This window comes from Georgenia wangjunii, from assembly GCF_036421975.1.
GTDB classification, from domain to species: Bacteria; Actinomycetota; Actinomycetes; order Actinomycetales; family Actinomycetaceae; genus Georgenia_A; species Georgenia_A wangjunii.
Window position 1 is genome coordinate 39,330 of record NZ_JAZGON010000007.1, and the last position, 12,445, is coordinate 51,774.

A 12,445-nucleotide genomic window follows, 5' to 3' on the forward strand; every position below is an offset into this window, starting at 1 on the left:
CCTAGCGGGGCGCGCCCAGCCCGAGCAGGCCGAGGACGGCGTCGAGGCGCGGGAAGCTCACCGTCGCGTCGGCGCGCTCGCGCACGAGCGGCTTCGCGCAGAAGGCGATGCCGATGCCTGCCGCGGCGATCATGTCGAGGTCGTTGGCGCCGTCGCCGACGGCGACGACGCGCGCCGGGTCTGCCCCGGTTGCCCGCGCCCACTCACGCAGGGTCCGGGCCTTGACGCGGGCGTCGACCACCTCGGCGCGTGTCCGTCCCGTCAGCTCGCGCGAGGGCCCGAGCTCGAGGTGGTTCGCGCGGACGAGGTCGATCCCGAGCTCGGCGGCGAGCGGGACGACGAGCTCGGCGAAACCACCCGAGACCAGGCCGATCGGGGTGCCACGTGCGTGGAGCGCGGCGACGAGCTCGCGCGAGCCCGGCATGAGCGCCATGTGGGCACGCACCTCGTCGAGGACCGCCCCGGGCAGGCCGGCGAGCGTGGCGACCCGCTCACGCAGGCTCTCGGCGAAGTCGAGCTCGCCGCGCATGGCGCGCTCGGTGAGGGCGGCGACGGCGTCGAGCGCGCCCGCGCGGGCGGCGAGGAGGTCGATGGCCTCGGCGTCGACGAACGTGGAGTCGACGTCGGTGACGACGAGCGCGGGACCCTCGCTCGCGAGCGGACCCGTCGTCACCGCGACGTCGGCGCCGAGCGTGGCGGCCGCGGCGCGCAGCGTCGTGACGGCCGGGGCGTGGCCGGCGGCGGTGCCGGGCGGTGCCGCGGCGTCGTCGCTCACCTCGCCGAGCCACGTGAGGCCGGCCCAGCCCGTCCCGCCCGTCGGCTCGGCAGCCCCGAGGCCCCAGCCGTGGGTCGCGGCGACCCGGACGACGAGGGCGCGCAGCGCCTCCGCCTCGACGGCGGGGGCAGCGCCGTCGTCGTCGAGGGGCCAGACGGTACCGATCCTCAGCGCACGCACGCGGGCGAGCCTACGGGTCAGCGGGTGACGTGCGTGTTCTTGGGCACGACGGTGATACCCGAGTCCGTGACGGTGAAGCCGCGGGCACGGTCGTGGTCGTGGTCGATGCCGACCTCGGCGCCCTCGTCGATGCGGACGAACTTGTCGATGATGGCGCGGTTGACGGTCGCGTTGCGCCCGACGTCGACGCAGTCCATGACGACGGAGTCACGCACGGACGACCACGAGTTGACCTTGGTGCCGGGGGAGACGATCGACCCGACGACCTCGCCGCCGGAGATGATGACCCCGGGGGAGATGATCGAGTCCATCGCGTGCCCGAGGCGCTCGCGGTTGCCGTAGACGAACTTCGCCGGCGGCAGGCCGACGCTGCCGGTGTGGAGCGGCCACGCGTTGTTGTAGAGGTTGAAGTCCGGGGTGACCGCGATGAGGTCCTGGTTCGCCTCGTAGTAGGCGTCGACCGTCCCGACGTCGCGCCAGTAGTCCTGGTCGCGCTCGGTGGAGCCGGGGACGACGTTGTCCTTGAAGTCGTAGAACCCGGCGGCGCCCTGGTCGACGAACCACGGGACGATGCTGCCGCCCATGTCGTGCGCGGAGTCCGGGTCCGCGGCGTCCTTCGTCACGGCCTCCATGAGCGCGTCCGCGTTCATGACGTAGTTGCCCATCGAGGCGAGGACCTCGTCGGGGGAGTCCGCGAGGCCGACGGCGTCCTTCGGCTTCTCGAGGAACGCACCGATCTTGCGCGGGTCCTTGTCGTCGGCCTGGATGATGCCGAGCTGGTCGGCGAGGGCGAGCGGCTGACGGATCCCGGCGACCGTGAGCGGCAGCCCCGAGGCCACGTGCTGGTCGACCATCTGGGAGAAGTCCATGCGGTAGATGTTGTCCGCGCCGACGATGACGACGACGTCAGGCCGCTCGTCGTGAATGAGGTTGAGGGACTGGTAGATCGCGTCCGCGCTGCCGAGGTACCAGTGCTTGCCCATGCGCTGCTGCGCCGGTACAGGAGCGACGTAGTTGCCGAGGAGGGTCGACATCCGCCACGTCTTGGCGATGTGGGTGTCGAGGCTGTGCGACTTGTACTGGGTGAGGACGACGATCTTGAGGTACCCGGAGTTGGCGATGTTCGACAGCGCGAAGTCGATCAAGCGGTAGATCCCCCCGAAGGGGACGGCCGGCTTCGCCCGCTCGGCGGTGAGGGGCATGAGGCGCTTGCCCTCGCCACCTGCGAGAACGATCGCGAGAACTCTCTGTGCTGCCATGATGGTCACCCTAGGGCCGGCAGAGCAGCGCTGCCACAGAATGGCGAAGGAGCCACGCGCATGAGGGTTGACATGCTCACCCGCGAGTACCCCCCGAACGTCTACGGCGGTGCCGGCGTGCACGTGACCGAGCTGGCGGCCGTCCTGCGCCGCAGCGTCGACGTGCGCGTCCGCTGCTTCGACGGCCCCCGGGAGGCGGGCGGTCCCGGCGGCGAGCCGGGTGTCACCGGGTACGGCGAGCTCCCCGGCCTCGCCGGGGCCAACGCGGCGCTGCGCACGCTCGGCGTCGACCTCGCCATGGCCGCCGACGTCGCCGGCGCCGACCTCGTCCACTCCCACACGTGGTACGCCAACATGGCCGGGCACCTCGGCGGGCTCCTCCACGCCGTCCCGCACGTCCTGTCCGCGCACTCCCTCGAGCCGCTGCGGCCGTGGAAGGCCGAGCAGCTCGGCGGCGGGTACGCCGTCTCCTCCTGGGCAGAGCGGACGGCGTACGAGGGCGCGGCCGGCGTCATCGCGGTGAGCGCCGGCATGCGCGCGGACATCCTGCGCTCCTACCCGAGCGTCGACCCGGCGAAGGTGCACGTCGTCCACAACGGCATCGACCTCGAGGGTTGGCGGCGCCCGGGCGACGACGCCTCGCTCGCCCGGGACGCGGAGACGGTGCGGCGCCTCGGCATCGACCCGGACCGCCCCTCCGTCGTCTTCGTCGGGCGGATCACGCGGCAGAAGGGCCTGCCGCACCTCCTGCGCGCGGCCGAGGGGCTGCCCGCGGACGTCCAGCTCGTCCTGTGCGCGGGCGCGCCGGACACCCCGGAGATCGCCGCGGAGGTGACCGCCGGCGTCGAGCGCCTGCGAGAGCGCCGCGGGGGCGGCGTCGTGTGGATCTCCGAGATGCTCCCGCGCCACGAGCTCGTCGCCGTCCTCGCCGCCGGCACCGTCTTCGTCTGCCCGTCGGTCTACGAGCCGCTCGGCATCGTCAACCTCGAGGCCATGGCCGTCGGGCTGCCCGTCGTCGGCTCCGCCACCGGCGGGATCCCGGAGGTGGTCGACGACGGCGTCACCGGTCTCCTCGTGCCGATCGACCAGTCGACCGACGGCACCGGCACCCCGGTGGACCCCCCGCGGTTCGAGGCGGACCTCCTCGAGCGCCTCACCGACCTCGTCACCGACCCGGCGCGTGCGGCGGAGATGGGCGTGGCGGCCCGGCGCCGGGTCGAGGACCACTTCTCCTGGGAGGCCGTCGCCGAGCGCACGCTCGACGTCTACCGGTCGGTGCTCTAGCCGTAGGCCCGCGTGCGGTCTCGGCCCACGCGAGTGGACCGGGGCCGGGTGCGCGGGCCGAGGTCAGGCGCGCGTCGAGGTGACGCTCGCCGCGGCCATGGCACGGCGGGCGACGAGCGCGAGGTCGGCGAGCACGCGCGAGCGGGCGCTCGCCTGGGCGAGGGTGACCGCCGCGCCGTCGTCCGTGGCGGCGAGCTCGGTGATGGCGAGGACGCGTGCCGCCCGGGTGAGCACCTCGGCGCGCCGCTCCTCGATGCCCGGGGGCAGGAGGTGCGCGGGCAGCTCCGCGCGCACGACGCCCGCCAGCTCGGCGACGGCGTCCTCGTGCCACCGGGCGACGTCGAGCGCCTCGAGAGCGTCGACCGCCTCGATCAGCGCGGTGCTGATCTCGCGGCGGGCCTGCCCGAGGGAGCCGACGAGGCCGAGGAGCGTCGGCAGCCCCCGCTCGCCCGGCGGCAGGGGCCGCACGTGCCAGCGCACCATCGTCCCGGGCTCGAGGACGCTGCCGAACGTCGTCACCTCCGGGACCACCGCCCACCGGCCGGCGTCCGTGGCCACGAGGAGGCACTGCTCCGACTCGAGCGCGAGGTCGAGCGCGACGCCGGGCACGCCCGCGACGTGGCCGGGCCCGGGCAGGAGCGCGCCGACGTCGATGACCCGTCGGCCGCGGACGTCGGCGAGGACCGGACGCAGCGGGGTCGTCGTGCCGTCCTCGGCGACGACGAGGTGCGCCTCGTCGCCGGCGACGACGGCGTGCGCGCGGCGCGCCGACGCCTCGTCGTGGACGTGCGGCGCCCACACGGCCGCGAGCACGGCGTAGGGAAGGATGAGCTGGGGCACGCCCACAACGGTAGCCGTGGGCGCGGGCCGGGCGACTAGGGTCGTGGCATGAGCGATGTGCTGGAGCTGAACGACGTCACCCTGCGGCGGGGGGACAAGACCATCCTTGACGGCGTGAGCTGGTCCGTGGACGACGGTGAGCGCTGGGTGGTCCTCGGCGCCAACGGCGCGGGCAAGACGACCGTCCTCCAGCTCGCCGCGGCGCGCCTGTTCCCCTCGAGCGGGACCGTCCGCCTCCTCGGCGAGACCCTCGGCTCGGTCGAGGTCGCCGAGATGCGCACCCGCATCGGCCTCGCCTCCTCCGCGCTCGCGGACCGCATCCCCGGCGGGGAGAAGGTCCTCGACGTCGTCCTCACCGCCTCCTACGGCGTCACCGGGCGCTGGCGCGAGAGCTACGACGACCTCGACACGGGGCGCGCCGGCGACCTGCTCGCGGCGTTCGGCGTCGGGCACCTCGCCGCGCGCACCTTCGCCACGCTGAGCGAGGGCGAGCGCAAGCGCGTCCAGGTCGCGCGCGCCCTCATGTCCGACCCGGAGCTGCTGCTCCTCGACGAGCCGGCCGCCGGGCTCGACCTCGGCGGGCGCGAGGAGCTCATGAGCGCCCTCGGCGAGCTCGCCGGGGACCACCGCTCGCCCGTCATGGTGCTCGTCACCCACCACGTCGAGGAGATCCCGCCCGGGTTCACCCACGTCCTGCTCCTGCGCGACGGCAAGGTCGAGGCCGCCGGCCCGCTCGAGGAGGTCCTCACCCCCCAGCACCTCTCGCGGACCTTCGGGCTCGACCTCGAGGTCGAGCGCCACCGGGACCGCTGGAGCGCCCGGGCCGCGTCCTCGGCGTCGTAGCGGCGCTCGCGGGCGTCCCGCCCCGCGTGACCCGGCTCGTCGCGCCGTCGGGCTCAGGCGCCGTCGACGGGGCACGGCACGGGGTGCCGGAGCCGACGCGCGCCGTCGGGCACGGGCTACCTCGCCGTGCCCGCGCGCACCCTCGACGGCGGACCGCGGGCGAGGAGTGCGCAACGCGCGTCGCCCCGCGACGTAAGATCGACTCAGGCCGACAGTCAGGGGGACACGATGGCGTGGTTGTGGTGGCTGGGCGGGGCGCTCGTCCTGGGCGTCATCGAGATGCTCACGGTCGACCTCCTCTTCCTCATGTTCGCCGGTGGTGCGCTGGCGGCGACGGGCGTGGCGCTGCTCGGCGCCCCCTTCTGGGCGCAGGTGCTCACGTTCTCCGTCGTCTCGACCGTGCTCCTCGCCGGCGTGCGCCCCTGGGCGCTGCGCCGGATGAAGGCCACCACGCCCGACGAGATGACCAACGTCGCCGCGCACGTCGGGCGGACCGCCGAGGTGATCATGGACGTCACCGAGCGCGCCGGGCGCGTCAAGCTCACCGGTGAGGTCTGGACCGCCCGCGTCGACCGCCCCGGGGACGTCCTGCCCACCGGGACGACCGTGCGCGTCGTCCGCATCGAGGGCGCGACCGCCGTCGTCACCCCGATCTCCGCAGTGCCCTAGCCGTCCCCGTCACGTCCGAGCCGTCCCGACGTCAGGAGAACCGTGTTCGACAACCCAGGGAGCCTCGTGCTCACCATCGTCCTCGTCCTGCTGGGAATCTTCGTCATCGTCGCCATCGCGCGCTCGGTGCGGATCGTCCCGCAGGCCGTCGCCCTCATCGTCGAGCGGCTGGGGAAGTTCCAGACGACGATGTACGCCGGTCTGCACTTCCTCATCCCGTTCGTCGACCGCGTGCGGGCCGGGGTGGACCTGCGCGAGCAGGTCGTCTCCTTCGCGCCGCAGCCGGTCATCACCTCGGACAACCTCGTCGTGAGCATCGACACGGTCCTGTACTTCCAGGTGACCGACCCGAAGTCCGCGACGTACGAGATCGCCAACTACATCACCGGTATCGAGCAGCTCACCGTCACGACGCTGCGTAACGTCATCGGCTCGATGGACCTCGAGCAGACGCTCACGAGCCGCGACCAGATCAACGGCCAGCTCCGCGGCGTCCTCGACGAGGCGACCGGCCGCTGGGGCATCCGCGTCAACCGCGTCGAGCTCAAGTCGATCGACCCGCCCCAGTCCATCCAGGGCGCCATGGAGCAGCAGATGCGCGCCGAGCGCGACCGCCGCGCCGCCATCCTCACGGCCGAGGGCGTCAAGCAGTCCGCGATCCTCACGGCCGAGGGTGAGAAGCAGTCCGCGATCCTGCGGGCCGAGGGCCAGGCGCAGGCTGCGATCCTCCAGGCGCAGGGTGAGTCGCGCGCGATCCTCCAGGTCTTCGACGCGATCCACCGCGGGAAGCCGGACAGCAGGCTCCTCGCCTACCAGTACCTCCAGATGCTGCCCGAGCTCGCCAACGGCACCTCGTCCAAGCTGTGGGTCATCCCGACGGAGTTCACCGCGGCCCTCGGGTCCATCTCCAAGGGCTTCGGCGGCGGTGGTCCCGTCGGTGACGGGGACGACGACGCCCCGCACCCGACCGTCGACTTCGGCCCGTACGGGACCGGCCTCGCGACCGGCCTGCAGGAGACCAACCTCCAGGACCCGGACGAGGCGCTCGCCGCGGCCCGCAGCGAGGCGCAGCAGGCGACGTCCGAGGCCAACTCCGCCGGTGAGCGCTCCGGGCGGCCGTTCTCCGGCTCGGCCGAGCGCGGTCAGCGCCCCGCCGAGGACGTGCCCGCCGGTGGCCGGCGGGCCGCGCAGCCGCCGATCCAGGACGACGCCCGCTTCGCCCCGCCGCCGAGCGCCAACCAGCCAGGCCCGAGCGCCGGCCCGCCGTCGGCCGCCGAGGCCGTCGAGCGCGCCGAGCGCGAGGCCGGCCAGCACCGTTCGCCCGAGCCGCCGGCACGGCCCGCGCAGCAGGGCTGACCGACCGCCCGACCCGCAGCACTTGTAGTACCCGCAGCACCGGCGACGGCCGGGTCCGGCACCGAGGGCGGTGTCAGGCCCGGCCGTTAGCATGAGCGCCTCAGCACACGTACCCGCGCCCCCGCTTCTCGCGCTCGCGCACCCTGCCCGAGAAGGAGCACCTTGCTCATCCGTACGCTCCGGCGCGTCCTGCGCCGATACCGGGGCGCCGTCGTCGCGATCGTCGTCCTCCAGGTGGCGCAGACGATCGCGGCCCTGGCCCTGCCGAGCCTCAACGCGGACATCATCAACAACGGTGTCGTCGCGGGGGACACGGGCTACATCGTGCGGGTCGGTGGCGTCATGCTCGCCATCACCGCCGTCCAGATCTCGTGCGCGATCGCGGCCGTCTACCTCGGTGCGCGCACCGCCATGTCCGTCGGCCGGGCCCTGCGCTCGGGCGTCTTCGACCGCGTGCAGCGCTTCTCCGTCGAGGAGATGGGCCGGTTCGGCGCGCCCTCGCTCATCACGCGCTCGACGAACGACGTCCAGCAGGTCCAGATGGTCACCATGCTCGGCTTCACGATCATGGTCATGGCGCCGATCATGAGCGTGGGCGGCGTCGTCATGGCCCTGCGCCAGGACGTCGGGCTCTCGGCCCTGCTCGCCGTCGTCGTGCCGCTCCTCCTCCTCGTCATGGGCGCGATCCTCGTGCGGATGCGGCCGCTGTTCCGGGTCATGCAGGAGAAGATCGACCGGATCAACCTCGTCATGCGCGAGCAGATCGGCGGCGTGCGCGTCATCCGGGCCTTCAACCGGCAGCCGAGCGAGCGGGAGCGGTTCGCCGGGGCGAACACGAGCTTCATGGCCACGGCCACGGGCGTCGGCTACCTCATGGCGCTCATGTTCCCCGCCGTCCTGCTCATCATCAACGCCTCCACCGTCGCGGTCATCTGGTTCGGTGCCGGGCGGATCGAGTCGGGTGAGATGGAGGTGGGGGCGCTCATCGCGTTCCTCAACTACCTCATGCAGATCCTCATGTCCGTCCTCATGGCGGTCATGATGTTCGTCATGGTGCCGCGCGCGGAGGTCTCGGCCGAGCGCATCGACGAGGTCCTCTCCCTCGAGCCCGGCATCGTCGCCCCGGCGCAGCCGCGGCGCCTGCCCCCGCCCGACCCGGGCGGTGGCCGCGGGCTCACCGTCGAGCTCGACGGCGCGACGTTCGGGTACGCCGGAGCCGAGAGCCCCGTCCTGCACGACGTGACGATCCGCCTCGAGCCCGGCCGCACGACCGCCGTCATCGGCTCGACCGGGTCCGGCAAGACGACGCTCGTCAACCTCGTACCGCGCCTCATCGACGTCACGGCCGGCGCCGTCCGCGTCGGCGGGGTGGACGTGCGCGAGGCCGATCCGGGCGAGCTGCGCACCCGGGTCTGCCTCGTCCCGCAGAAGGCCTTCCTCTTCTCCGGCACGATCGCCTCGACGCTGCGGCACGGCAAGCCCGACGCGACCGACGAGGAGCTGTGGGCCGCGATCGACGCCGCCCAGGCGCGGGACTTCGTCGAGGCCGTCGGGCTCGACGCGACCGTCGAGCAGGGCGGGACGAACTTCTCCGGCGGCCAGCGCCAGCGGCTCGCGATCGCCCGGGCGCTCGTGCGCGAAGGGGACGTCTACCTCTTCGACGACTCCTTCTCCGCGCTCGACTACGCCACCGACGCCCGGCTGCGGGCCGGCCTGCCCGCGGCGACCGGGGGAGCGACGGTCCTCATCGTCGGCCAGCGGGTGGCCTCCATCAAGGACGCCGACCAGATCGTCGTCCTCGACGACGGGCGGGTCGTCGGCGTGGGGACCCACACCGAGCTCATGGACGCCAACCCCACCTACACCCAGATCGTCCTGTCCCAGCTGAGCGCGCAGGAGGCAGCATGAGCGCCCCCGCCGTCGCCCCCGGCCAGAAGCCGTCGAACTTCGCCGGCTCGCTGCGCCGGCTCCTCGACACGCTGCGCCCCGAGCGGCTGCGCCTCGTCCTCGTGCTCGTCCTCGGCACGGTCTCCGTCGCGCTGCAGGTCCTCGGGCCCAAGCTCCTCGGTGACGCGACGAACATCGTCTTCAACGGCGTCATCGGCCGGATGCTCCCCGAGGGGCTCACCCAGGAGCAGGCGGTCGCCGCCATGCGCGCCGCCGGCGAGGACCAGTTCGCGGACATGGTCACCGGCATGGACGTCGTGCCCGGCTCGGGCATCGACTTCGACGCGCTCGGCGCCGTCGCCGTCCTCGTGCTCGCCGTCTACGTCGCCTCGGCGCTGTTCCTGTGGATCCAGGGCCGCATCCTCGTCGGCGTCGTCCAGCGTGCCGGTTTCACGCTGCGCGCGGACGCCCAGACCAAGGTGGACCGGCTCTCCCTCGCCCACCTCGACACCCAGGCGCGCGGGGACCTGCTCTCGCGGGTGACGAACGACATCGACAACGTCACGCAGAGCCTGCAGCAGACGCTCTCCCAGCTCATCACGTCGCTGCTCACGGTCATCGGCGTCCTCGTCATGATGTTCGTCCTGTCGTGGCAGCTCGCGCTCATCGCGCTCGTCACCGTGCCCGTCTCGGCGTGGCTGACGATGCAGATCGCGAAGAAGGCGCAGCCCGAGTTCGTCGCCCAGTGGAAGTCGACCGGTGACCTCGGCGGGCACGTCGAGGAGGCGTTCACGGGCCACGAGCTCGTCACGGCCTTCAACTCCCAGGACTCCTTCACGACGGCGTTCGAGGAGGAGAACGAGCGGCTCTACCGGGCGAGCTTCCGGGCGCAGTTCATCTCCGGGACGATCATGCCGGCGATGCAGTTCGTCTCGAACCTCAACTACGTCCTCGTCGCCGTCGTCGGCGGGCTCCGCGTCGCGTCCGGAGCGCTCACGCTCGGCGAGGTGCAGGCCTTCATCCAGTACTCGCGCCAGTTCAGCCAGCCGCTCGCCCAGCTCGCGTCCATGGCCAACCTCGTCCAGTCCGGCGTCGCCTCCGCCGAGCGGATCTTCGAGCTGCTCGACGCCCCCGAGGAGGACCCGGACCCGGCGACCGTGCGCGCAGCGGGACCCGTCCGCGGCCGGGTCGAGTTCCGCGACGTCAGCTTCCGCTACGTCGCCGACACCCCCTTGATCGAGGGGCTCGACCTCACCGTGGAGCCCGGGCAGACGGTCGCCGTCGTCGGGCCGACGGGGGCGGGCAAGACGACGCTCGTCAACCTCATCATGCGGTTCTACGACATCGACGGCGGGCAGATCCTCCTCGACGGCGTCGAGACGCGGGAGCTGAGCCGGCACCAGCTGCGCGAGCAGATCGGCATGGTCCTGCAGGACACGTGGCTGTTCAAGGGCACGATCGCCGAGAACATCGCCTTCGGGCGCGTCGGCGCGACCCGTGAGGACGTCGAGGCCGCCGGGCGGGCGACGAGCGTCGAGCGCTTCGTCCACAGCCTGCCCGACGGGTACGAGACGGTCATCGACGACGAGGGCGGCGGGGTCTCCGCCGGCGAGAAGCAGCTCATCACCATCGCCCGGGCGTTCCTGTCGGACCCGCAGATCCTCATCCTCGACGAGGCGACGAGCTCGGTCGACACCCGCACGGAGATGCTCGTCCAGCACGCCATGGGCGAGCTGCGCAAGGGGCGGACCTCGTTCGTCATCGCGCACCGGCTGAGCACGATCCGCGACGCCGACGTCATCCTCGTCATGGAGAACGGCGCGATCGTCGAGCAGGGCGCCCACGACGAGCTCCTCGCCGCCGGCGGCCACTACGCCCGCCTCTACCAGAGCCAGTTCGCGGCTCCCGCGATCGAGGGGTAGGCCTCAACACCGCTCGTGATCATGCAGAAGTGCCCGGGCTGACGCGAGCCCCGGCGGCTGTGGCGCCGGCGTCCCGGGGAGCGCGGAAGAATACGGGCGTGCCCCTGATCGAGATCACCGCCGCCGACGACGACCGCCTCGCCGACTACCTGCGCCTCACCGACGTCGCCCTGCGGCGCAAGCTCGAGACCGAGCGCGGCCTGTACATGGCGGAGAGCGCCAACGTCATCCGGCGGGCGGTGGCTGCCGGGCACCGACCGCGGTCCTTCCTCATGGCACCCCGCTGGGTGGAGTCCATGGCCGGCGTCATCGCCGACGCGTGCGGAGCGGCCGACGGCGGCGTCGAGGTTCCCGTCTTCGTCGCGGAGGAGGACCTGCTGCGCGAGATCACCGGCTTCCACCTCCACCGGGGCGCGCTCGCCGCGATGCACCGGCCGGCCCTACGCCCCGTGGACGAGGTGCTCGCGGCGGCCCGCGGCGGCGCGGGCGCGCGTCGCGTCGCGGTGCTCGAGGACATCGTCGACCACACGAACGTCGGCGCGATGTTCCGCAGCGCCGCCGCGCTCGGGGTGGACGCGGTCCTCGTCACCCCGCGCTGCGCCGACCCGCTCTACCGGCGCTCGGTGCGGGTCTCGATGGGCACGGTGTTCCAGGTGCCGTGGACGCGGCTGACGAGCTGGCCCGGCGAGGCGGCGCGGCTCAAGGAGGCGGGGTTCACCGTCGCGGCCCTCGCGCTGTCGGACGACTCGGTGACGATCGACGAGTTCGTCCTGCAGGGCCACGAGAAGGTCGCCATGGTCCTCGGGACCGAGGGGCACGGGCTGGCGCCCTCGACGCTCGCGGCTGCCGACGCGGTCGTGCGCATCCCCATGGCCGGCGGGGTGGACTCGCTCAACGTAGCCGCGGCGTCGGCGGTCGTCTTCTACGCGACGCGCTGACGCCCGGCCCTTTGCGCCCCTGCTCGTGGCGCAAACTAACCGCCCGAGAACTCTTGCGAACCAGGACGCGCGACCCTCATAGTGTGACGACACGCACGTCCCCCTATGAGAGTGGGTTCGCATGTCGAGGCACGCAGCGTTGATCGCCACCTGGTCGCATCCCGTCCCCGGCCGCGAGGCCGCCGCGCTCAAGGCGTTCCAGAACAGCCAGTCCTTCTGGCAGCGACTCGCTGATGAGGGAAAGTGCAGCAAGCCCCTGGTCTGGATGAAGGCCGACGCGTCGAGCGGCATCTCGATAGTCGAAGGAGACGCGGAGGCGCTGAACGCCATCATCGAGTCCGACGAGTACGAGAAGGTCAATGACGAGGCCAATCTCGTCGTCCAGGACTTCAAGCGCAGCCTCTACCACGGCGGATCGTCCGACGAGGTAGGCCACATCATGAAGAACTGGCGCGCGGCAGCCGAGGAGCTCGGCATCGTCTGAGCTTCACA

General features: G+C 72.6%; 11 protein-coding genes. 8 read left to right on the forward strand and 3 right to left on the reverse strand.

Annotated features, from left to right (window positions below; translation table 11 throughout):
• Position 1: 1 nt before the first annotated feature.
• Both serB and V2J63_RS11335 read right to left on the reverse strand, forming a co-directional pair.
• A complete protein-coding gene (gene serB, locus V2J63_RS11330; protein WP_331231150.1) occupies positions 2-955 on the reverse strand; it encodes a phosphoserine phosphatase SerB in 954 nt (317 codons plus the stop codon).
• 17 nt (positions 956-972) lie between these two features.
• Entirely contained in the window at positions 973-2,214 is a 1,242-nt protein-coding gene (locus tag V2J63_RS11335) for a glucose-1-phosphate adenylyltransferase (RefSeq protein WP_331231151.1), read from the reverse strand.
• A gap of 60 nt (positions 2,215-2,274) precedes the next feature.
• Between V2J63_RS11335 and glgA the strand changes: the two genes are divergently transcribed.
• Positions 2,275-3,498 (forward strand): glycogen synthase, encoded by a 1,224-nt coding sequence (gene glgA, locus V2J63_RS11340; protein ID WP_331231152.1) that lies wholly within the window; start codon positions 2,275-2,277, stop codon positions 3,496-3,498.
• A gap of 63 nt (positions 3,499-3,561) precedes the next feature.
• Here the strand turns inward: glgA and V2J63_RS11345 are convergent, their stop codons facing one another.
• Positions 3,562-4,338: an Rv1486c family protein gene (locus V2J63_RS11345; RefSeq protein WP_331231153.1), complete on the reverse strand. Its 777-nt coding sequence runs from the start codon at positions 4,336-4,338 to the stop codon at positions 3,562-3,564.
• A gap of 48 nt (positions 4,339-4,386) precedes the next feature.
• Between V2J63_RS11345 and V2J63_RS11350 the strand changes: the two genes are divergently transcribed.
• From V2J63_RS11350 to V2J63_RS11380, 7 genes are all read left to right on the forward strand, one after another.
• A complete protein-coding gene (locus tag V2J63_RS11350; protein WP_331231154.1) occupies positions 4,387-5,181 on the forward strand; it encodes an ABC transporter ATP-binding protein in 795 nt (264 codons plus the stop codon).
• A 228-nt stretch (positions 5,182-5,409) separates the two neighbouring features.
• On the forward strand, positions 5,410-5,850 hold the full coding sequence (locus V2J63_RS11355) for an NfeD family protein (protein WP_331231155.1): 441 nt from the start codon (positions 5,410-5,412) through the stop codon (positions 5,848-5,850).
• A gap of 42 nt (positions 5,851-5,892) precedes the next feature.
• The gene (locus V2J63_RS11360; protein WP_331231156.1) at positions 5,893-7,206 is read left to right on the forward strand and encodes an SPFH domain-containing protein; all 1,314 of its coding nucleotides are present in this window, start codon (positions 5,893-5,895) and stop codon (positions 7,204-7,206) included.
• Positions 7,207-7,368: 162 nt separating this feature from the next.
• On the forward strand, positions 7,369-9,114 hold the full coding sequence (locus tag V2J63_RS11365) for an ABC transporter ATP-binding protein (RefSeq protein ID WP_331231157.1): 1,746 nt from the start codon (positions 7,369-7,371) through the stop codon (positions 9,112-9,114).
• On the forward strand, positions 9,111-11,015 hold the full coding sequence (locus V2J63_RS11370; RefSeq protein ID WP_331231158.1) for an ABC transporter ATP-binding protein: 1,905 nt from the start codon (positions 9,111-9,113) through the stop codon (positions 11,013-11,015). Before V2J63_RS11365 ends, V2J63_RS11370 begins: the two co-directional genes overlap by 4 nt.
• Before the next feature lie 98 nt (positions 11,016-11,113).
• Entirely contained in the window at positions 11,114-11,953 is an 840-nt protein-coding gene (locus tag V2J63_RS11375) for a TrmH family RNA methyltransferase (RefSeq protein WP_331231159.1), read from the forward strand.
• Between the two features lie 121 nt (positions 11,954-12,074).
• A complete protein-coding gene (locus tag V2J63_RS11380) occupies positions 12,075-12,437 on the forward strand; it encodes a hypothetical protein (protein ID WP_331231160.1) in 363 nt (120 codons plus the stop codon).
• The last annotated feature ends 8 nt before the right edge of the window (positions 12,438-12,445 follow it).

What these genes read in the sequence shown, in the direction of transcription:
- V2J63_RS11335 (WP_331231151.1), bottom strand. Translation starts at nt 2,214, where the DNA reads ATGGCAGCACAGAGAGTTCTCGCGATCGTTCTCGCAGGTGGCGAGGGC.
- glgA (WP_331231152.1), top strand. Translation starts at nt 2,275, where the DNA reads ATGAGGGTTGACATGCTCACCCGCGAGTACCCCCCGAACGTCTACGGC.
- V2J63_RS11350 (WP_331231154.1), top strand. Translation starts at nt 4,387, where the DNA reads ATGAGCGATGTGCTGGAGCTGAACGACGTCACCCTGCGGCGGGGGGAC.
- V2J63_RS11355 (WP_331231155.1), top strand. Translation starts at nt 5,410, where the DNA reads ATGGCGTGGTTGTGGTGGCTGGGCGGGGCGCTCGTCCTGGGCGTCATC.
- V2J63_RS11370 (WP_331231158.1), top strand. Translation starts at nt 9,111, where the DNA reads ATGAGCGCCCCCGCCGTCGCCCCCGGCCAGAAGCCGTCGAACTTCGCC.
- V2J63_RS11380 (WP_331231160.1), top strand. Translation starts at nt 12,075, where the DNA reads ATGTCGAGGCACGCAGCGTTGATCGCCACCTGGTCGCATCCCGTCCCC.